The organism is Kitasatospora sp. NPDC058478, from assembly GCF_042720345.1.
In the GTDB taxonomy this organism is placed as follows: Bacteria; Actinomycetota; Actinomycetes; order Streptomycetales; family Streptomycetaceae; genus Kitasatospora.
The window spans coordinates 7198-27145 of the sequence record NZ_JBHXML010000079.1; the positions used below are offsets into that span (position 1 = coordinate 7198).

The 19948-nt window shown below is 70.5% G+C and carries 20 protein-coding genes, 1 tRNA gene and 1 pseudogene; 6 read left to right on the forward strand and 16 right to left on the reverse strand.

The annotated features are described in order from the left end of the window. Nucleotides 1-113: 113 nt before the first annotated feature. Both ACFWPT_RS33880 and ACFWPT_RS33885 read right to left on the reverse strand, forming a co-directional pair. Complete coding sequence (locus tag ACFWPT_RS33880; RefSeq protein ID WP_380486487.1) at nucleotides 114-899, reverse strand: helix-turn-helix domain-containing protein; 786 nt, start codon at nucleotides 897-899, stop codon at nucleotides 114-116. A gap of 101 nt (nucleotides 900-1000) precedes the next feature. Beyond that, a tRNA-Leu gene (locus tag ACFWPT_RS33885) sits at nucleotides 1001-1086 on the reverse strand. Nucleotides 1087-1178: 92 nt separating this feature from the next. Between ACFWPT_RS33885 and ACFWPT_RS33890 the strand changes: the two genes are divergently transcribed. Then, nucleotides 1179-1835 carry an ANTAR domain-containing response regulator gene (locus ACFWPT_RS33890; protein WP_063347151.1) on the forward strand — a complete coding sequence of 219 codons (657 nt, stop codon included), beginning with the start codon at nucleotides 1179-1181 and terminating at the stop codon, nucleotides 1833-1835. Nucleotides 1836-1917: 82 nt separating this feature from the next. Here the strand turns inward: ACFWPT_RS33890 and ACFWPT_RS33895 are convergent, their stop codons facing one another. The 6 genes from ACFWPT_RS33895 to ACFWPT_RS33920 form a co-directional block, all read right to left on the reverse strand. Beyond that, nucleotides 1918-2634 carry an ABC transporter ATP-binding protein gene (locus ACFWPT_RS33895; protein WP_380378734.1) on the reverse strand — a complete coding sequence of 239 codons (717 nt, stop codon included), beginning with the start codon at nucleotides 2632-2634 and terminating at the stop codon, nucleotides 1918-1920. Then, nucleotides 2631-3452, reverse strand: coding sequence for an ABC transporter ATP-binding protein (locus ACFWPT_RS33900; protein WP_063351037.1), 822 nt, complete (start codon nucleotides 3450-3452; stop codon nucleotides 2631-2633). The genes ACFWPT_RS33895 and ACFWPT_RS33900 overlap by 4 nt, the downstream gene beginning before the upstream one ends. An 8-nt stretch (nucleotides 3453-3460) precedes the next feature. After that, nucleotides 3461-5389, reverse strand: coding sequence for a branched-chain amino acid ABC transporter permease (locus ACFWPT_RS33905; RefSeq protein ID WP_063351038.1), 1929 nt, complete (start codon nucleotides 5387-5389; stop codon nucleotides 3461-3463). Between the two features lie 5 nt (nucleotides 5390-5394). Beyond that, entirely contained in the window at nucleotides 5395-6324 is a 930-nt protein-coding gene (locus tag ACFWPT_RS33910; protein WP_063347149.1) for a branched-chain amino acid ABC transporter permease, read from the reverse strand. Nucleotides 6325-6512: 188 nt separating this feature from the next. Then, the gene (locus ACFWPT_RS33915; protein ID WP_063347148.1) at nucleotides 6513-7751 is read right to left on the reverse strand and encodes a branched-chain amino acid ABC transporter substrate-binding protein; all 1239 of its coding nucleotides are present in this window, start codon (nucleotides 7749-7751) and stop codon (nucleotides 6513-6515) included. 591 nt (nucleotides 7752-8342) lie between these two features. After that, nucleotides 8343-8807, reverse strand: a complete 465-nt coding sequence (locus ACFWPT_RS33920) for a hotdog fold thioesterase (protein WP_363368771.1) — start codon at nucleotides 8805-8807, stop codon at nucleotides 8343-8345. Between the two features lie 309 nt (nucleotides 8808-9116). Between ACFWPT_RS33920 and polA the strand changes: the two genes are divergently transcribed. Beyond that, complete coding sequence (gene polA, locus ACFWPT_RS33925; RefSeq protein ID WP_380486534.1) at nucleotides 9117-11804, forward strand: DNA polymerase I; 2688 nt, start codon at nucleotides 9117-9119, stop codon at nucleotides 11802-11804. Nucleotides 11805-11987: 183 nt separating this feature from the next. Next, a complete protein-coding gene (locus tag ACFWPT_RS33930) occupies nucleotides 11988-12533 on the forward strand; it encodes a GNAT family N-acetyltransferase (RefSeq protein WP_079136226.1) in 546 nt (181 codons plus the stop codon). Between the two features lie 77 nt (nucleotides 12534-12610). On the opposite strand, the gene ACFWPT_RS33935 is transcribed toward ACFWPT_RS33930, so the two are convergent. Further along, nucleotides 12611-13255, reverse strand: coding sequence for a TetR/AcrR family transcriptional regulator (locus tag ACFWPT_RS33935; protein WP_380486490.1), 645 nt, complete (start codon nucleotides 13253-13255; stop codon nucleotides 12611-12613). A 70-nt stretch (nucleotides 13256-13325) separates the two neighbouring features. Here ACFWPT_RS33935 and ACFWPT_RS33940 point away from each other — a divergent pair, with 70 nt between their 5' ends. Together ACFWPT_RS33940 and ACFWPT_RS33945 are read left to right on the forward strand one after the other, a co-directional pair. Then, nucleotides 13326-13988, forward strand: a complete 663-nt coding sequence (locus ACFWPT_RS33940) for an O-methyltransferase (protein ID WP_380486492.1) — start codon at nucleotides 13326-13328, stop codon at nucleotides 13986-13988. A 305-nt stretch (nucleotides 13989-14293) separates the two neighbouring features. After that, nucleotides 14294-14482, forward strand: a complete 189-nt coding sequence (locus ACFWPT_RS33945) for a hypothetical protein (RefSeq protein ID WP_380486494.1) — start codon at nucleotides 14294-14296, stop codon at nucleotides 14480-14482. Between the two features lie 74 nt (nucleotides 14483-14556). Here the strand turns inward: ACFWPT_RS33945 and ACFWPT_RS33950 are convergent, their stop codons facing one another. Beyond that, nucleotides 14557-15408 carry an alpha/beta fold hydrolase gene (locus tag ACFWPT_RS33950; protein ID WP_380486496.1) on the reverse strand — a complete coding sequence of 284 codons (852 nt, stop codon included), beginning with the start codon at nucleotides 15406-15408 and terminating at the stop codon, nucleotides 14557-14559. Nucleotides 15409-15683: 275 nt separating this feature from the next. Between ACFWPT_RS33950 and ACFWPT_RS33955 the strand changes: the two genes are divergently transcribed. Further along, the gene (locus ACFWPT_RS33955; protein ID WP_380486499.1) at nucleotides 15684-16097 is read left to right on the forward strand and encodes a GNAT family N-acetyltransferase; all 414 of its coding nucleotides are present in this window, start codon (nucleotides 15684-15686) and stop codon (nucleotides 16095-16097) included. 75 nt (nucleotides 16098-16172) lie between these two features. Here the strand turns inward: ACFWPT_RS33955 and ACFWPT_RS33960 are convergent, their stop codons facing one another. The 6 genes and pseudogenes from ACFWPT_RS33960 to ACFWPT_RS33985 all read right to left on the reverse strand — a co-directional run. Further along, nucleotides 16173-16724 carry a GNAT family N-acetyltransferase gene (locus ACFWPT_RS33960; protein WP_380378722.1) on the reverse strand — a complete coding sequence of 184 codons (552 nt, stop codon included), beginning with the start codon at nucleotides 16722-16724 and terminating at the stop codon, nucleotides 16173-16175. After that, on the reverse strand, nucleotides 16724-17356 hold the full coding sequence (locus ACFWPT_RS33965) for a lasso peptide biosynthesis B2 protein (protein ID WP_380378721.1): 633 nt from the start codon (nucleotides 17354-17356) through the stop codon (nucleotides 16724-16726). Before ACFWPT_RS33965 ends, ACFWPT_RS33960 begins: the two co-directional genes overlap by 1 nt. Next, entirely contained in the window at nucleotides 17353-19053 is a 1701-nt protein-coding gene (locus tag ACFWPT_RS33970; RefSeq protein ID WP_380486501.1) for an albusnodin/ikarugamycin family macrolactam cyclase, read from the reverse strand. The genes ACFWPT_RS33965 and ACFWPT_RS33970 overlap by 4 nt, the downstream gene beginning before the upstream one ends. A gap of 71 nt (nucleotides 19054-19124) precedes the next feature. Continuing rightward, on the reverse strand, nucleotides 19125-19256 hold the full coding sequence (locus tag ACFWPT_RS33975) for an albusnodin family lasso peptide (protein WP_380378719.1): 132 nt from the start codon (nucleotides 19254-19256) through the stop codon (nucleotides 19125-19127). Nucleotides 19257-19423: 167 nt separating this feature from the next. Beyond that, a complete protein-coding gene (locus tag ACFWPT_RS33980) occupies nucleotides 19424-19618 on the reverse strand; it encodes an HAD family hydrolase (protein WP_380424653.1) in 195 nt (64 codons plus the stop codon). 12 nt (nucleotides 19619-19630) lie between these two features. Next, a pseudogene (locus ACFWPT_RS33985) lies at nucleotides 19631-19897 on the reverse strand (haloacid dehalogenase); the annotation flags it as partial. Nucleotides 19898-19948 lie beyond the last annotated feature (51 nt).

The window sequence follows — 19948 nt, forward strand, 5'->3', positions numbered from 1 at the left end:
GCCCCCCCCCGGGCCTCGCGGCCCCCCCCACCCACGGCCGCGCCCACCACGCGGGCCCCGGGTAAAACTGCCGGGCGCGGCGCGGCCCTTCGGGTGGGGCCGCGCCGCCACTGTCAGTACTTGGGGCCGATGTGGGCGTCCATGCGGGCGACGGAGTCCTTGCGGGCGACGGAGATGTTGGTGGCACCGGTCGGCCGGGCCGCGGCCTTCCACTGGACGCCGACGGCGTCGAGGGTGGCGGTGAACAGGCCGATGATGTCGGTCGAGGTGTTGGTGAAGAAGTAACGCGGGTACTCGTAGCGCTTCTTGACGCCGCCGACCGTTCGCGTCGTCCAGTTGGTGATGCGGCAGCCGTCGGAGTGGATCAGGCCGCGCAGGAACTCCCACGGATGGGCGTCGACGATCTCCTGCTGCCAGGGTTCCAGGGCTATGGTGCGTTCGTGCTTCTTGCCGGGACCGTGTTGGGGGAAGTGGCAGGTCAGGTGATTCGAGTAGAGCTTGACGTCGTGACAGCCGGTCCGTCGGACTCTGCAGGGCTTGTTCCTGGGAAAGACCAGGCGCATGGCGTTTTCGACGGAGTCGGTGATTCCCGGCCAGTGATCGTCACAGGTGATCTGAAGGCTCTGCGTCCTGCGGTACTCGTTGGGGAGCAGGATGTGGCCGTCGCCGAGGTAGAGGCCGAGCAGGTAGGAGTAGGCGCCGCGGTCCAGGTCGTCGCCGTAGCAGTGCATGCACGCGGAACGCTTGCGGCCGGGGAGCTGATGGCGTTTGGCGAGGTCTTGATGCTTCCACCAGGAGACCGTGCCAGGAGAGACCCGGAGTCGTCGGGCGACATCGGCATTGCGTACACCTCGACGGAGGAGGTGTACGGCTTGTTCGCGCACAGAGGGAGACGTCATGTGCGTCAGATTGGAACTCGACAGGCCGGACTGTGGACCCTTTGGATGTGATCCACTAGATGAGGTGAATTTCCCTAAGCCTGGGAATACGAGAAAAATTATGGTGCCGAGTGTGGGATTCGAACCCACACGCCCTTTCGAGCAATCGCTTTTGAGGCGATCGTGTCTGCCCTTCCACCAACCCGGCAAGTTCGCGCCCGTGAAGGATACCCTGTGAGCGCTGTTGGGCGCAGCTAGGTACCCTCGTGCATGCAGTACCCCGCCGGAACTAGGAGCCCCGTGAGCACCGCCGACGAGCAGGCACAGCCGCTTGAGACCGATTCGCCCCAGATCACCCGGATTGTGATCGCCGAGGATGAGGCGCTGATCCGCCTTGACCTCAAGGAGATGCTCGAAGAGGAGGGGTACACCGTCGTCGGTGAGGCCGGGGACGGGGCTACGGCGGTGAAGCTGGTGGAGGAGCTTCGGCCGGACCTCGCGATCTTCGATGTGAAGATGCCGGTGCTGGACGGGCTCTCCGCCGCCGAGCAGATCCACGAGAAGCACCTGGCGCCGGTTCTGATGCTGACGGCGTTCTCGCAGCGGGAGCTGGTGGACCGGGCGCGGGACGCCGGGGCGATGGCGTACATCGTGAAGCCGTTCAGCAAGGCGGATCTGGTGCCGGCGATCGAGATGGCGGTGTCGCGGTACACCGAGATGCGCACGCTGGAGGAGGAGATCGCGGATCTCACCCAGCGGCTGGAGACCCGGAAGCTGGTGGACCGGGCGAAGGGCGTGCTGCAGACGAAGTTCGGGCTGAACGAGCCGGCGGCGTTCCGGTGGATCCAGAAGACGTCGATGGACCGTCGGATGACGATGGCCGCGGTGGCCGAGGCGGTCATCGAGGAGGGCGCGGCCCAGGACCGCAAGAAGGCGGACGAGGACGCGTCCGAGTAGACGGATGCGAGGAGGGCCCGGCAGATCTCATCTGCCGGGCCCTTCGTGCGTGGAGGCGTGGAGGCGTGGATGCGTGGAGGCGTCAGTCCTCGCCGAGGTAGGCCTTGCGGACGGATTCGTCGTGCAGGAGGTCGGCGCCCGTCCCGGAGAGGACGATGCGGCCGGTTTCCATGACGTAGCCGCGGTCGGAGAGGGAGAGGGCGGCCTGGGCGTTCTGTTCGACGAGCAGGATGGTCGTGCCGGCGGCCTTGAGTTCGATGATGGTCGCCATGATCTTCTGCATCATCAGCGGTGACAGGCCCATGGACGGCTCGTCGAGCATGAGCAGTTTGGGCTGGGACATCAGGGCCCGTCCCATGGCGAGCATCTGCTGTTCGCCGCCGGAGAGGGTGCCGGCGGCCTGGCGGCGGCGTTCGCCGAGGATGGGGAAGAGGTCGTAGGCGCGGTCGACGTCGGCGGTGATGCCGGCGGTGTCGGTGCGCAGGAAGGCGCCGAGGAGGAGGTTCTCCTCGATGGTCATGCGGGGGAAGATGTGCCGGCCTTCGGGGGAGTGGGCGAGGCCGAGGGCGACGATCTTGTGGGCGGGGACGGTGCTGAGGTCCTGGCCGTCGAAGGCGATGCGTCCGGCGGTGGGTTTGAGGAGCCCGGAGAGGGTGCGCAGGGTGGTGGTCTTGCCGGCGCCGTTGGTGCCGATGAGGGTGGTGACCTCGCCCTGGTTGACGGTGAAGCTGATGCCCTTGACGGCTTCGATCTTGCCGTAGGCGACGCGGAGGTCCTCGACCTCGAGGAGTGCGGTCACTGGTCGGTCTCCGTAACGGTCTCCGCGACTGCGGGGGTGGTGCCTTCGAGCGGGGCGCCGAGGTAGGCGGTGATGACGCGTTCGTCGTTCTGGACGGTTTCGCGGTCGCCTTCGACGATCTTCTGGCCCTGGACGAGGACGGCGGTGCGGTCGCAGAGGTTGAAGATGAAGCGCATGTCGTGCTCGATGACGAGGATCGAGACGCCCTGGTCGCGGATGGCGAAGACGAGTTCCTCGGCGGCGCGGGTCTCCTGGGGGTTCATGCCGGCGGTGGGTTCGTCGAGCAGGAGGAGGCCGGGGTCGGAGGCGAGGGCGCGGGCGATCTCCAGCTTGCGCTGTTCGCCGTAGGGGAGGTTGCGGGCGAGGTGGTCGGCCTTGTCGGCGAGGCCGGTGAAGGCGAGGAGTTCCATGGCCTTCTCGCGGCTCTCGGCTTCGGCGCGGTGGTAGCCGGGGCCGCGGAGGATGGCGGAGAAGATGCCTTCCTTGGTGCGGGTGTGGCGGCCGACGAGGACGTTCTCCAGGACGGTCATGTTGGCGAAGAGCCGGATGTTCTGGAAGGTGCGGGCGACGCCGGCCTGGGTGACGAGGTGGGGCTTGGGCGGCAGGAGGGTGCCGCGGTAGCGGACGGCGCCCTCGGTGGGGACGTAGAGGCCGGTGAGGCAGTTGAAGAAGGTGGTCTTGCCGGCGCCGTTGGGGCCGATGAGACCGATGATCTCGCCTTCGCCGACGGTGAGGCTGACGTCGTTGACGGCGGTGAGGCCGCCGAAGCGCATGGTGACGCCGGTGACTTCGAGCAGGGGTGTGGCGGTGGTGGTCATCTGGGTGGTCACGCCCCTGCCTTGGTGAGTGCGGCGCCGTCGCCGGCGGGCTGGGCCGGGATAGCGGCCTCGTGGAACTCCAGTTGGCGGCGCCGGTTGGGGATGAGGCCTTCGGGGCGGACGCGCATCAGGATGATCAGGGCGGCGCCGAAGGCGAGCAGCTGGTAGTCGGAGAGGAATTCGAGCTTCTTGGGGATGAGGAAGAGGAGGGTGGCGCCGGCGAGGGGCCCGCTGATGGTGCCCATGCCGCCGAGGATGACGGCGGCGAGCAGGAACGCGGAGTTGGGCGGGAGGGCCTCGGCGAAGGTGTACTGGTCGGGGGTGACGGTGTAGCTGACGTGGGCCTGGACGGTGCCGGCGAGGCCGGCGAGGCAGGCGCCGAGGGCGAAGGCGAGGAGCTTGAGGCGGAAGCCGTTGATGCCCATGGCTTCGGCGGCGGTCTCGTCCTCGCGGATGGCGACCCAGGCACGGCCGATGCGGGAGTTGCCGACCCGGGCGAAGACGAGCACGACCAGGGCGGTGACGAGGAGCATCAGCAGGTAGTAGTTGGAGAAGCGGCCGAGTTCGATGCCGGCGACGGTGTGCGGCTTGCCGAGGTCGAAGCCGAGGATCTCCAGGTCGGGGATCCGGGGGATGCCGTTGGAGCCGTTGGTGACCTTGGGGCCGGTGGTGCCGTTGAGGTTGAGCATGGTGATGCGGAAGATCTCGCCGAAGCCGAGGGTGACGATGGCGAGGTAGTCGCCGCGCAGGCGCAGTGTGGGGGCGCCGATGAGGACGCCGAAGACCATGGAGACGGCGGCGCCGGTGAGCATCGCGGCCCAGAACGGGAACTGGACGTGGATGGGGGAGGCGGGGGAGCCGGAGACCAGGGCGGCGGCGTAGGCGCCGACGCCGAGGAAGGCGACGTAGCCGAGGTCGAGCAGGCCGGCGAGGCCGACGACGATGTTGAGGCCGAGGGCGACGGTGGCGAAGATCAGGATGTTGGTGGCGACGGAGGTGTACTGGTCGCTGGTCTGGGTGAAGGGGAAGCTGGCGGCGGCGGCGAAGGCGGCGCCGGTGGTGACGGGGCGGTGCTTGACGGTCAGGGCGCGCAGCCGGGCGAGCAGGCCGGACCGGGTGAGGGCGGGGACGACGAGGGCGGCGAGCAGCAGGTAGCCGATGAAGAGTTCGCCGTACTCGGTGTCGATGCCGAAGGTGATCGTGAACAGTCCGAGGCCGAAGGCCAGGACGATGGTCAGGACTTCGGCCCAGGAGGGGAGTTGGCGCGGCGCGGGCAGCGGCCGGTCGACGGTGCCCAGGCGCAGCCAGGTGTGGGCGAGGTGGCCGAGCTGGAGGAGCAGGACGACGCCGGCGGCGATGGCGAGGGCGCCCGCGAGGGCGGTCATCACGGGGGCGACGGGCTGGTCGCCGGGGATGGCGTGGGCGGCGAACCAGCCGGCGGGGGCGACGGGGACGAGCAGGAAGAGGCGCCTGTCGAGGATGCGCAGCGGGACGCGGGTGCGGCGGTCGAGGGGCAGGCCGAGGGCGCCGATGACGGTGAGGAGGCCGCCGGCGGCGAGGATCCAGCCGCCGGCTTCGAGGTTGGCGAGGCCGCCGAGTTCGGTGGCGATGGCGGCGACGGAGAAGACGCTGACGGCGAGGGCGCCGGTGGCGGCGTAGAGGACGGCGTTGTGGCTGCGGCTGGGGGCGGCCCAGCGCAGGCCGGGGGTGCCGTGGGTGGCGAGGAGCAGGAGGAGGGTGAGGAGTCCGGCGGCGAGGGCGAGCCATTGGAGGCCGGCGGGGGAGCCGGTGTAGGTGAGGTCGCCGGGGAAGTCGGAGGTCCAGGTCCAGGGGAGGGCGGCGGAGGCGGCGGTGGTGAGGGCGCCGAGGCCGGTGAGGGCGGTGGCGGCGCGGGCCGGCAGGGGGATGACCGGGGTGGTTTCGGTGGTGGTGGTCATGGTGGTCACGCCCTGTCCGCGACGCGCTCGCCGAGCAGGCCCTGGGGCCGGACGAGGAGCACGAGGATGAGGAGTACGAAGGCCCAGACGTCCTTCCAGGCGCCGCCTCCGAAGAGGTGCATGCCGGGCAGGTGCTGGATGTAGCCGGTGGCGAGGCTTTCGGCGAGGCCGAGGGCGATGCCGCCGAGCATGGCTCCGTAGATGTTGCCGATGCCGCCGAGGACGGCGGCGGTGAAGGCCTTGAGGCCGAGGATGAAGCCCATGCGGAAGTCGACCTGGCCGCTGCGCAGTCCGTAGGCGACGGCGGCGACGGCGGCGAACGCGGCGCCGATGGCGAAGGCCATGACGATGATGCGGTCGGTGTCGATGCCCATGAGCTTGGCGGTGTCGGGGTCCTGGCTGGTGGCCTGCATGGCGCGGCCGGAGCGGGTGCGGGTGACGAACCAGCCGAGGGCGAGCATGCACAGCGGGGCGGCGATGAGCAGGAAGAGGTCGCTGCGCTGGATGGTGACGGAGCCGAGGCTGAAGGGGTCGCCGGGGATCTTGGGGAAGACCCGGGCCTTCTTGGCGTCGGGGTAGAAGGAGAAGACGAGTTGCTGGAGGAAGATGGACAGCCCGATCGCGGTGATGAGGGGGGCGAGTCGGGGGGCGTTGCGCAGGGGCCGGTAGGCGAAGCGCTCGGCGGCGACGGCGGTGAGGGTGGAGACCAGGATGCCGGCGATCAGCATGAGCGGCAGGGCCAGCCACAGGGTGGTGCCGCCGGGGAGGGCGAGGTAGGCGGTCAGGGCGCCGAAGCCGCCGACCATGACGATCTCGCCGTGGGCGAAGTTGATGAGCTGGACGATGCCGTAGACCATCGTGTAGCCGATCGCGACGAGTCCGTAGAGGGCGCCGAGGATCAGGCCGTTGGCCAGCTGCTGCGGTAGGTCGTGCACCGCTGGGCCTCCGTAGTGCGTTCGGGGTGTCCGTGTGGGTGGTGGATGTGGGGGCGCGCGGGGGCACTCGTGGCGCCCCCGCGCGCTGTGCTGCTGGATGGTGGTGCGGGCCGGCTCAGCCGTTGAGGTTCAGACGCTGAAGGTTCAGTCGTCGAGGGCTTGGCCGCTGAGGTTCAGCCGTTGGAGGTTCAGCCGCTGAAGGTGCCGGTCTTCTCCACGGTCCACTTGCCGTCCTTGACGGTGTAGACGGTGAGTTGCTTGTTGGTGGTGTCGCCGAACTCGTCGAAGGAGACCTTGCCGGTGACGCCGTCGAAGGAGACCTTCTGGACGGCGTCGACGACGGCGGCGCGCGGGTTGGCGGGCAGCTTGCCGTTGTTGGCGGCGGCGACGGCCTTGACGGCCTGGATGATGGCCCAGCCGCTGTCGTAGGAGTAGCCGCCGTAGGTCTCGTAGGGGTCCTTGTAGCCGGCGGCCTTGTAGTCGGCGATGAACTTGGCGGCGGTGGGGAGTTGTTCGACGGCGCCGCCGACGGCGGTGGCGTAGTCGCCGGCGCTCTTGGGGTTGAGCTTGATGAAGTCGGCGCTCTGCATGCCGTCGCCGCCCATCAGCGGGATGTTGACGCCGGCGTCCTTGAGCTGGAGGGAGAGCGGGCCGGCGGCGGGGTACTCGCCGCCGTAGTAGACGGCTTCGGCGCCGGAGGTCTTGACCTTGGTGACGATGGCGGAGAAGTCGCGGTCGTCGGGGTTGACGTGCTCCTCGCCGACGATGTTGCCGCCCTGCTTGGTGAATTCGGCCTTGAAGGTGGCGGCGAGGCCGGCGCCGTAGGTCTTCTGGTCGTCGATGAGGAAGACCTTGGACTTCTTGGCGTCCTTGGCGAGGAACTGGGCGGCGAAGGGGCCCTGGACGGCGTCGGTGGTGGCGGTGCGGAAGTAGGTCTTGAAGGGGCGCTTCTTCTCGCCGGTGACCCACTTCTCGCCCTGGCTGAGGGCGACGCCGGTGTTGGCGGGGGAGATCTCGACGAGGTTGGCGTCGTTGAAGATCTGCTGCATCGACTGGGCGACGCTGGAGTTGAGCGGGCCGACGACGCCGAGGACGCTGTTGTCGGCGACGAGCTGGGTGGCGTTCTGCTGGCCGGGGCCGGGCTTGGCGGTGTCGTCCAGGGCCTTGACCTGGAACTTGACGCCGGGGACCTCGTTCTGTTCGTTGGCCTTCTTGACCGCGAGGTCGACGGAGTTGCGGATGCCGATGCCGATGGCGGAGAGGTCGCCGGTGAGCGGGGCGTCGATGCCGATGGTGACGGTGGTGGTGGAGCCGCTGTTGCCGCTGCCTCCGTCGGCGGACTTCTTGTCGTCGCGGGAGCCGCACGCGCTGAGGCTCAGGGCGCCGATCACGGCAATGCTCACGACAATTGCGGAACGGTGACGCACGAGGGTCCCCTTCGGTTCGGGAGGCGCCGCGCCTGAGTTGGCGGGAGCCGGGATGCGCGGAGGGCCGGGCCCAATCCGTTGGCGCGGTGACTGGCCGTGACTCTAGATGCCTCTGGGCGACTCGGGCAGTGGTGTGGCGAGGCTGTGATTCTCTTGTTATGAGCACACAGAGCAGTTGTCTCAGCATGTGGTCGTTTTGGCGCGACCGATCCGCCGATGTAGGGCGTTTAGGGGCTGTTGGGGCGATGTAAGGGCCAGAAATGGGGGTTGCAGCTGGCCTGGTCGATAGTCGGACGCCCGTGTCCGATTCACTTGTTCCGGTCATGCTCATCCGGATTTCGGACAACGAGGGCATGGCGAAGGAACTCCGGGCTGCCTGCGGGCCTCGGAGCGGGTCATTGCTCGGATTTCCTACTTGTTACGCAGCGTTACCTGTGCGGATTCCGGGCATGCTGCCGCGTCGGCCGCGCCCGGACATGCCGCCGCCCCCTTGTCCAGACCAACGCCTGCCCAGGGTGGCGGAAGGTCAAACAAGGGGGCGGCCAAGGGATTTGATGGACCGTCGGCACCGGGAAGGGTCCCGGTGCGGGGTCAGAGGTCGCGCAGCATGCAGGTCAGCCGGCAACTGGTGACCCGCTTGCCGGTGTCGTCGGTGATCGCGATCTCGTACGTGGCGGCGGTGCGGCCCTTGAACACCGCCGTCGCCACCCCGGTGACCAGTCCGGAGGTGGCCGAGCGGTGGTGGGTGGCGTTGAGGTCCACCCCGACCGCGTACCGGCCGGGGCCCGCGTGCAGCATCGCGCCGATCGAGCCCAGCGTCTCGGCCAGCGCCGCCGACGCGCCGCCGTGCAGCAGCCCGTACGGCTGCTGGTTGCCCTCCACCGGCATGGTGCCGACCACCCGGTCGCCGGAGGCCTCGACGATCCGGATGCCGAGCTTCTCGCCGAGGGCGCCGCCGGAGAAGGTCTGCGGGTCGACGCCGAGCTTGGCGAAGTGGTCCAGCACGTCCTGCGGGACCTTCAGGACGGGGGCCGCGTCGGGGGCCGCGTCGGTCATGGGGAACTCCTGCCGCTCGGGGATCGTCATCGTGCTGCCTGTGATCGTACGACCGTCCTACTCGGCGGTAGCGGCCGTGTCCGGGGCCGGGGCGCGTCAACGGGCGCCTCGGGCGCCGCGGCCCCGCCGCCCGCGCCCCGCGTCCGACCGGCACGGCGCTCGATCGGCACGGCGCCCCTTTTGTCGGTGCCGGGCCATAGGATCGGTGGCCGGTAGTGGAATCGGCAGGAACGGGACGTTGACGTGGCTACGCAGAGTACGGACAAGGGCGCGACGGGTGGCGGCGGGGCCGGCCCGCGGCCCCGGCTGATGCTGCTCGACGGGCACTCGATGGCCTACCGGGCCTTCTACGCCCTGCCCGTGGAGAACTTCAACACCTCCACCGGCCAGCCCACCAACGCGGTCTACGGCTTCGCCTCGATGCTCGCCAACACCGTCCGGGACGAGCAGCCCACCCACCTCGCCGTCGCCTTCGACCTCTCCCGGCAGACCTTCCGCTCCGTCGAGTTCCCCGACTACAAGGCCAACCGCGCCAAGACGCCGGACGAGTTCCGCAGCCAGGTCCCCCTGATCGGCGAACTGCTCGACGCGATGAACGTCCCCCGGCTGACGGCCGAGGGCTTCGAGGCCGACGACATCATCGCCACCCTGGCCACCGCCGCCGAGGCGGCCGGCTACGACGTCGACATCGTCACCGGCGACCGCGACTCCCTCCAGCTGGTCACCGACCACATCACCGTCCTCTACCCGACCAAGGGCGTCTCCGAGCTCACCCGCTACACCCCGGAGAAGGTCGCCGAGAAGTACGGCGTCACCCCGCGCCAGTACCCGGACCTCGCCGCCCTGCGCGGCGACCCGTCCGACAACCTGCCCGGCATCCCCGGCGTCGGCGAGAAGACCGCCGCCAAGTGGGTCAACCAGTTCGGCTCCTTCGACGAACTCGTCTCCCGCGCCGACGAGGTGAAGGGCAAGATCGGCGAGAAGCTGCGCGAACACCTCGACTCGGTCAAGCGCAACCGCGTCCTCACCGAGCTCGTCCGCGACGTCGAACTCCCGCTCGGCGTCGGCGACCTGGCCCGCGCACCGTTCGACAAGGCCGCCGTCGGCACGCTGATGGAGTCGCTGGAGTTCCGCAACGCCAACTTCCGCGACCGCGTCCACGGCATCGACCCGGCCGCCGGCGAGGAGGAGGCCGCGGCCGAACTCGCCCCCGGCGTCGAGGTCGACGGCGAACTGCTCACCGACCCGGGCACGCTGGCCGGCTGGCTGCGCGAGCACGCCGCCGACACCAAGGCCCCCGTCGCCCTCGCCGCCGTCTACCAGTGGGCGCTCGGCACCGGCGAGGTCACCGAAGTCGCCCTGGCCGCAGGGGAAGCCGCCGCCTGGTTCGACCCGGCGCAGCTCGCCGAGGAGGACGAGCGGGCCTTCGCCGCCTGGCTCGCCGACCCGGCCGTCCCCAAGGCCCTGCACATCGCCAAGCAGGTCATGCGGGCCTTCGCCGAGCGCGGCTGGGCCATCGAGGGCGTCGTCGCCGACACCGCCCTCGCCGCCTACCTGGAGAAGCCCGGCCGCCGCACCTTCACCCTGGAGGTGCTCGCCGAGGAGTACCTGGCCCGCTCGCTCACCCCCGCCCCCGCCACCGAGGACGGCCAACTCGCCTTCGACGCCCCGGAGGAGGACCCGGCGGCCGGCGCCCAGGCGCTCATGCTCCAGGCCCGCGCCGTCCTCGACCTCGCCGCGCTCTTCGACACCCGCCTCGCCGAGGTCGGCGCCACCGGGCTGCTGCGCGACATGGAGCTGCCGATCGCCGCCCTGCTGGCCCGGATGGAGCGCACCGGCATCGCCGCCGACCGCCCCTGGCTCACCAGCCTGGAGGCGCAGTTCGCCACCGAGATCCAGCGCGTGGTCGAGGAGGCGCACGCCGCCGCCGGGCGCGAGTTCAACCTCGGCTCGCCCAAGCAGCTCCAGGAGATCCTCTTCGGCGAGCTCGCCCTCCCCAAGACCAAGAAGATCAAGACCGGCTACACCACCGACGCCGACGCGCTCACCTGGCTCGCCACCCAGACCGACAACGAACTGCCGGTCATCCTGCTGCGCCACCGCGACCAGGCCAAGCTGCGCACCACCGTCGAGGGCCTGCTCAAGACGGTCTCGCCCAAGGGCCGCATCCACACCACCTTCAACCAGATGGTCGCCGCCACCGGCCGGCTCTCCTCGCAGGACCCGAACCTGCAGAACATCCCCGTCCGCACCGAGGAGGGCCGCGCCATCCGCCGCGCCTTCGTCGTCGGCGAGGACTACGAGTCGCTGCTCACCGCCGACTACTCGCAGATCGAACTGCGCATCATGGCCCACCTCTCCGAGGACGAGGCCCTGTTGGAGGCCTTCGCCACCGGCGAGGACCTGCACACCACCGTCGCCTCCCAGGTCTTCGAGGTCCCGGGCACCGCGGTGGACGCCGAGATGCGCCGCAAGATCAAGGCGATGTCCTACGGCCTCGCCTACGGGCTGTCCGCGTACGGGCTCTCGCAGCAGCTCGGCATCAAGCCCGGCGAGGCCCAGGGCCTGATGGACACCTACTTCGAGCGCTTCGGCGGCGTCCGCGACTACCTGCGCCGGGTCGTCGACGAGGCCCGCGCCACCGGCTACACCGAGACGCTGCTCGGGCGCCGCCGCTACCTGCCGGACCTCAACAGCGACAACCGCCAGCGCCGCGAGATGGCGGAGCGGATGGCCCTCAACGCCCCGATCCAGGGCTCGGCCGCCGACATCGTCAAGATCGCCATGCTGCGGGTGGACGAGGCGCTGCGCGCCGCCGGCCTCACCTCCCGGATGCTGCTCCAGGTGCACGACGAAATCGTGCTGGAGCTGACCCCGGGCGAGCGCGAGCAGGTCGAGGCGATCGTCCGCGAGCAGATGGCCGGCGCCTACCCGCTGCGCGCCCCGCTGGACGTCTCGGTGGGCGTCGGCGCCAACTGGGAGGCCGCCGCGCACTGATACGGCGGCGCGGTACTCGGGGGTGCGGTACTCGGGGGTGCGGTACTCGGCGGGCCCGGACACGGCTGGTGTCCGGGCCCGCCGCTACGCTCCCGCGGGCCGTCGCGCAGCGGGCGCGGCACGTAACGGAGCCGTGGGGAGCGGAGGATGGCGGAGAGCCCCTTGGTGATCCAGAATGGTTCGATGGTCACGCTTGAGACTCCGCGTCTGATCCTGCGTCGCTGGCGCGAGGAGGACGTCGCGCCCATGGCCGCCGTCAATGCCGACCCCGAGGTCATGCGGTGGATCCGTGACGGCAGCGTCCGTGACGAACAGCAGACCCGCGGCGGGATCCAGGCCTGGGAGAGCGAGTGGGAGGCGCAGGGCTTCGGCCTGTTCGCCGTGGAGATCCGGTCCACGGGCGAGCTGGCCGGGTTCACCGGCCTCTCGGTCCCCGGCTTCCTGCCGGAGGTACTGCCGGCGGTCGAGGTCGGTTGGCGGCTGGGACGTTCCCACTGGGGGCGGGGCTTGGCCACCGAGGCCGCTGCGGCCGCTGTGCGGTTCGGGTTCGAGGAGCGAGGGCTGGAGCGGATCGTCAGCATCACCCAGGTGGGCAACGATGCCTCCGAACGGATCATGACCAAACTGGGGATGCGGCTGGCCCGTGAGACCGTCAGTCCCGCCGGCGGTCGGCGAGTGCGGGTGTTCGCGTTGTCGTCGGACCAGTACGCCGCAACCACTCGGCACTGAGCGCGGCCACCTGCTCGGCGGTCCCGCCGGTGCCCGGGAGTCGGCTGCTCACCGTCTCCCCTGCGTCGGCTACTCCGCTACTCCGCTGTGTCCGCTACGCCCGCGCGGTGCAGGAACGCCTCGACGAGGCGGTCGGTGAAAGCCTCGTCCACGGGTTCCGCCGTCACCAGGACGCGGTGGTAGAGCGGTCCCACGAGTTGGTCGATCTCCGCCGCCATGTCGAGTCCGGCGGCGAGCTGGCCGCGTTCCACCGCGCGTTCCAGCGGGAGCCGGTCGCGTCGGCGCTGTTCGTCGAGGTACCCGGACCGCAGGGCGGCGGCGAACGCGGGATCGTGCTGGGCGTGCCCGATGAGGGCCTTGAAGACGGCGCCCGCGTCGGACCGGGTGAGGAACAGGGCCAGTTGGCGCAGGTGGGCGCGCAGGTCCGGGGCCAGGTCGCCGTGGTCCGGCGGGGTCAGGGCTTCGGCCGCGTCCTGGAGGAAGGCGTCCAGGAGGATGTCGGTCTTGGTCTTCCACCAGCGGTAGACGGTCTGCTTGGCGACGCCCGCCCGGGCGGCGATGCCCTCGATGGTGACGCCGGTGAAGCCCTTCTCGACCAGAAGGTCGTCGGCCGCCTCCAGTACTGCCTGCCGGGCCTGTTCGCTGCGGCCGTGCCGGTTGCCGTGGTGGCGTGCCGCCGGTTGTGACCCGGCCGCCGCGGCGGCCGTACTTCCTCGTTCCATGTCTGCCTCCTGGGGCCAGAGTAGGCCAGAACCGCTAGACGCAACGCAACGGTGCGTCTAGTCTAGGTCCATGACACCCACCAACACCCTCGAAGACCCCCGCGTCGCCACCGCCCTCGACCGAATGTTCCGGCATGCCGAGCAGGACGAGGCGACCAGCAGGCGGATCCGGGCGGCATGGCCCCAGGGCTCCGCGCCCCTCGGCCCGCAGGAGCAGGCCGACGCCAACGCCGAGGTCTACATGCCGATCTCCGCCCAGGGCGGCCGCCTCCTCTACAACCTGATCCGGGCCGTCCGCCCCGCCACCGTCGTCGAGTTCGGCACGTCCTTCGGCATCTCCACGCTCCATCTCGCCGCCGCGGTGCGCGACAACGGGACGGGCCGGGTGATCAGTACGGAACTGAGCGCCGCCAAGGCCGCGGCCGCCCGCCGGACGTTCGCCGAGACGGGACTGGACGACCTGATCACCGTCCTCGAAGGAGACGCCCGCGACACCCTCGCCGCAGTCGCCGGCTCCGCGGACTTCGTCCTCCTCGACGGCTGGAAGGACCTGTGCCTGCCCGTCCTGCGACTCCTCGAACCCCGCCTCGCGCCCGGCACCCTCGTCGTCGCCGACGACGTCGACCTGGAAGCCCTCGCCCCCTACCTCGACTACGTCCGCGACCCCCGCAACGGCTACCAGAGCGTCACGTTCCCCGTGGAGGACGGAATGGAGATCAGCTGCCGCCTCTAGACCCGTGTGGCGTCGTGATCAGGCGTGGGTATCGCCTTCTTCGTGGGGGCGGAACCCGGCAGGACACCGGTCGTGACGCGTGGGCAACTCACGAATGCCCAGCGCAAGTTCATCGGGCTGCCCCTGCCGATCGGCAGGTACGGCCCGCACCCCGAACGGTTGCGGGAGCAGAGCAGCTTCGGCCGGGCCGGTGGCGGGGGGAGCGCAGGAAGTCGGCGGGGCCGACTTCTGGTGCAGGGGGGCTGGGCGGCGGCGGTGACTGCGTCATCGTGGCCGGACGTCATCGGGGCAACAGCCGTCGCTACGTGCGGATCGTGATCAGGAGTCGGTTCCTGGTGGACTTCCGGGTCCATGCCGTCTACAGCCCGGCGCTGGTGCGTGCGTTGACGGAGGCGGGACCCGGCGAGGAGAAGGATTTCGGCGCCCGTTTCCTGTGGGACCCGGAGCAGGCGGAGAGCTGGGCGCGATCCCGGAACACGCCGAGGACGGGCTGAGACCGGGCTGAGGGCGGCCTGAGGGCGGCGAAGCCGGCGCGCCGGTGGGGCGGCGCGCCGGGAACACCTCCGGGTCAGCCCGCGAGGTGCTCCAGGAGCAGCGGCACGATTCGTTCGGCGTCGGCCTCCGGCAGCCAGTGGGTGGCGCCCTCCAGTGCGACGAACCGGTACGGGCCGCTGACGTGCTTGGCCGTCAGGTCGGCGGCGTCGCGGCCCAGGGCGCGGTCCTCGGTGCCCCAGGCGAAGAGCGTGCGGACGGTGATCTCGCCGGCCGGCACACGGAGTTCCTCGTTGATCGCCCGGTACCAGTTGAGCCCGGCCGTCAGTACGCCCGGCTCGGTCAGCCGTCGGACGTTGGACTCGGCCTGGTCCGTCGGCAGCGTGCCCTGGTAGATCGCGCGCAGCCTGGCCGCGTCGTCGGCCAGCATGGCCTGCTCGGCCACGTGCCCCGGCAGGCGGAACTCCCTGATGTACTGGGAGCGTTCGCGCTGGTCGCTGTCGTTGTTCAGGGCCTCGTAGAGCGCCTCGGGGTGCGGGGTGGAGAGCACGGTCAGGCTGTGCAGCCGCTCCGGGTGGGTGGAGGCCAGCGCCCAGGCGACGAGGCCGCCCCAGTCGTGGGCGACCAGGTGGAAGCGCGGTGCGTCCAGGGTGTCGGCGAAGCCCAGCGCGTCCGCGACCAGCAGCTCGACGGAGTAGTCCGCGATGTCCGCGGGGCGGGCGTCGGGGGAGTAGCCGCGCTGGTCCACCGCCACCGCGCGGTAGCCGGCCGCGGCCAGCGCGGTCAGCTCGGCACTCCAGCAGTCGGCGAACTCGGGGAACCCGTGCAGCAGCAGGACGAGTTCCCCGTCGGCGGGCCCGGCGGCCAGTCCGTCGAAGGTGTGCCGGCCGACGGTCAGGCGGACGGCGCTGGGCAGGGGTGAGGACATGGTCAGCTCCTGTAGATAGCACGTCAACAGGATGATCACATCACAGGATTGGGCGGGCGGACGCGGTGGGCGGTGCAGTGGGCGATGCAGTGGCCGACGCCGGTGCTCGCCCTTGGCGCGAGGGCCCAGGCACAGGAAGTCGGCGGGGCCGACTTCCTGCGTCCAGCCCGGCCCGTCGCTGTCGACGACGACGCGCACGGGGTCACCGCCTTCGAGGTCCCGGGCGGCGAGTGGAGCGGCGAACGAAGCCGTGGATGCATGGCAGGCTGCCTTGCATGGTGACCAGTGATGCGTCGTGGGCCGATGACGGGGTGTTGGCAGTGCGTCCCGAGCTGACGGATGCCGAACTCGACGAACTGTTCAGCGCGTCGTGGCCGAATCACAAGCCGACCTCCTTCGCGCCGATGCTGGCCCGCAGCCTGGCTTGGATCGCGGCGCGCCGGGGGAACCGGCTGGTCGGATTCGTCAACGTCGTCGGCGACGGCGGTGCGCACGCCTTCGTCCTGGACGCCACCGTGCACCCGGATGAGCGCGGGCAGGGGCTCGGGACCCGGCTGGTGAGGGCGGCCGCCGACGAGGCGAGGGCGCACGGTGCCCAGTGGCTGCACGTCGACTACGAACCGCACCTGGAGTCCTTCTACGGCCAGTGCGGATTCCGGCCGACCGCCGCCGGGCTCATGCGGCTCTGAGCGGGCCGCATCCCGCGTTTCCACTGCTGCCCGCGGTGCGGTACGGCAAGGTCCGTAAGCACGGCCCAGTCCCGGTCAGGCAGGTTCCCCGGTGAACAGGAAGTCGTCGGCGGTGGCATCCATCAGAAGTTCGTCGCAGGGACGGCCGAGCCAGTAGCCGGACTGCCGTAGGCGTCCGGCGGGCTGGAAGCCTGCCTTCTGGTAGGCCGCGACGCCCGCCGCGTTCGGCTCCAGTACCTTCAGCCAGACCATCCTCAGTGCGGAGTACTGGAAGGCCCAGCGAAGGGTCAGGGCGGTGGCCTCAGTGGCGAGGCCCTTGCCGCGGGCCTCGGGTGCGATGAGGATGACGAACTCGGCGGTGCGCACGGCGGGGTCGATGGAGAGCGTCGTGAGGCCGACCGGGGTGTGGTCGTCGGCCGTGATCACCTCGAACTGCGGGTAGTCGCGGTTGCGGCCCTGTCCCTCCCAGCCGCCGGCACGGACCTCCCAGGACTGGGCGACCTGGGTGCCGTAGCCGAGGATCGTGCCGGGGTCGTTCTCCCAGCGGTGGTAGTCGGGCAGGTGGTCGCGGTCGGTCATGGCCAGGCTGACACGCTCGCCGGTCAGCAGGATGTGGGGTGTGCTCATCAGGTCCTCGTTCCAGTGGGGTTGGGCACGTTGATCGGGGTGTAGCGCTTGGTGCGCTCGGGCTCTTCGACGGGCTCCTCCTGAGCGTCGCAGATCCAGGCGTGCAGGCGGATGGGATCGGCGGCGATGCCGTGCCGCCAGGCCCCGCCGCGTCGGCCGACGGCGAGCAGGAGGGACGCCGCGGTGGACTCCTCGAGACAAGCGACCCGGGCGGGGATCGCGCGTGCGGCCCACCGAACGGAGAGCACCGCCGCGCGAGCGTGCGCCGTACGAGCCCTGGGTAGTCGACGGCCTGTCTCGGCCAGCCGGGCCATCCGTCCGAACTTCGAAGAGGGGGAGCCGAGGTGGCGGACGGCGAGGGTGATCAGCAGGCAGGCTGTTGCCGAGGTCCGCCAGGCCCAGGGCGGGGTGAGCAGGTGGTCGAGCCGGGCGGTGTTCTCGTCGGTGCCCCAGGACGGGACCGACTCGGCGATGGTGACCGGGGGCGGCGCGGGGCTGTTCTGGACGGCGGTGAGCCACTTCGACAGGGCGTCGCCCGTCAGGAGGACGGTGGCACCGGTCCGGTAGTTGACGACGATCCCGGCCCTGCTGGTCAGGGCGGTGCGGGTGTCCCCACTGGGTGTCGGTGTCACGCGGCGTGCACCTCCCACCGGACCTGTGACGTGGCCGTGTCGGCGGCCCGCAGCCAGAGCTCGGTTCCCAGCAACGGCTCGATCCTTCCCCAGGGGATGTCCACGCCGAGGAGAGCTTGCCGCAGCAGGGATCGGACCGTGCCGGGGCGGATCAGGCCGAGGCCGGCGAGATGGCCGTCCACGAGGTCCAGGACGCGAGCCTCGTTGGCCCGCAGACCGTGATGGTGGTCGACGGCGAAGGTCCCCTTGGCGCCCCGATCCACAACCTGCGGGGGAAGGAGTCCGGTGACCGCGTCGGACAGCAGTGGCTTGTACCGGCGGGCGGACCAGCGTCTGGCAGGGTCGGTGGCCAGCACGGTCTCCACCACACGGGGGTCGGTGAACGGGTTGTGCATGGCGATGCCTTGCTCGGCGGCGACCTGGTTCTCGGTTGCCGCCGTCCGGGCGACGTAGCGGGCCTCGGTCAGGAGACGGGTGTCGGCGTGGCCCAAGGTGAGGACATCGCGGTAGGGCTGGGTGGCTTCGGCTGCGAGAGCCCCGGCGCGATTGGTCAGCCACGGGGGACGGCTGGCGCCGTCGGCCAGGGCTTGGGGGTTGGTCCAGGCGGCTGCGAGCGCGGGCCAGGGGCTGGTGCGGTAGAGGCGGGCCCATGTCTGGGCATCGCGGGCCATTCGTAGGAGGTGGCCGGATCGGGCGAGGTCGGCCAGGTGTACCGGTGGCTGCATGAACAGGGTGTCCCCGCCGTCTCCCGTCAGGTGGACTCTGGCTCCGTGGCCCGCCAACATGGCCATCTGGTAGGTGAGTTGAGCGATGGTGATGGCCGAGGGTGCGGGCTCGCCGGTCAGTGGCAGCGTGTCCAGGGCGCTGAACGGAAGGTGCTCGGTGCCAAGCGCCATGAACTCGTGCCGGATGGAGGGGAAGGCCCTGGCGACGGTGCGAGCGTGGTCGACGTCTCCGCCTGTGGCGGTCCCCTTCGGGTGGTAGGTGACCGCGATGACCGGGCCATGGCCGGCGGCGAGCGCCGCGAACGTGCTGGAGTCCAGACCACCGGAGAGGTCGGAGGAGACCGCCTGGCCATTGATCCGCGAGCTCACGGCACCGGCCAGATCCTCGCGCAGACGATGGACCGCCTCGTGCCAGGCCAGTACGGGCCTACGCCAGTACGGGGTGGTATCGGAAGCGACGCCCGGCCGCGCGAGCAGCCGATGCCCCGGTGGGATCTGCTCGACATCCGTCCAGGCCGAGTGGCCCGGCGTCCACCCGGCCGGGTCCACGAGGTGCGCGGCCAGCCAGGTCGTGTCGGGTCGTGCTCCTCGTAGGCGGGCGAGGGCCAGAGAGCTGGAAGCCCAGACCGTCGCGCCGCTGATACGGGTGGAGTACAGGGGGCATGCGCCGATCGGGTCGGACCAGATCAGCTGGGCACCGTGCCCGTCGTCGAGAACCAGGGTGTAGGCCCCGGACCACGCCGTCGCTGCTGTGTCCAGCGTTGAGATATCGGTCGTGTCCACCAGCCGGGCCAGTTCGGCGTCGGCCGCCCCGCAAGGACCGAACACGGCGAGGCGTCGCCCGCCGCAGCCCTTGGCCAGCCTCACCGGGGTGCCGACGGACCAGAGGAGCGGCTTCCGCCACAGCAGACGTGCACCGAGGGGGACGTGCGCTGTGCTGGGGCGTGTGAGGTGGCCGCCGAACCAGCCCATGTGATCGCCTCCGAGGTGTCGAGCCTGTGAGTGGTGCGGCGGCACCCCGACGTGGTGCCGCCGCCGTGCCGTCAGGCCGCGTCGTAGGGCGAACGCTTGCCCTCGACGCTGTTGCTGCTGCTGCCGTTCGTCAGAGCGGCCGCGTCGCCCAGGATCACGACCTCGTCGTCCTGCTCCGGGTCGAAGGTGCTGGTGTTCTCCATGCTGGCTCTCCTCGTGCTGGTTGCGGATCGCAGCGGGGCTCGCTGCGGGGGGTCGTGCAGCCTTCCGCGCGGCGACGTCCTGCGTGGCTGGTGACCTGATGGTGGCGGAGACTGTTGGGACTGCGGCACCGCGTACCGGGACGTTTTTTGGACGTCCCGGGACGTTCTCAGTGCGATGCGAACGACCGCAGGAGTCCCAGAAGACCTGAGGTGTCCGACAGGTCCGGCAGCACGGTGCTCGCGCCGGCGGCAACGAGGTCGGCCTGGCTGTCGACTCCCGTGGCCACCGCGATGATCTCGGCGTTCGAGGCGAGCGCCGCCTCCACATCGCGAGGGGTGTCCCCCACCAGGACGACCGGCACATCGACGGGCAGGCCACGGTGCCGATGAACGCGTTCACGGGCGACGGCAACCAGCTCCGGACGCCGGACCGCATCGGCCCCATAGGCCCCGACGGTCATATCCAGCAACTCGTCGAGATCGAAGGCCGTGAGCTTCACTCGCGCGTTGGCCGCAACGTTGCCGGTCAGCACCGAGGAAACCCAGTCGGGCTGGTCTGCTGCCGCTGCGAGGGCTGCCCGGACGCCCGGCAGAGCCCTGCCGCGTCGGCGCAGCTCGCCCAGCCGCTCAGCTCCCGCAGCCTCAAGGGCTGCCTGGACGTTGCGAGCCCACGCCCGCCTCGGCTTGTATGG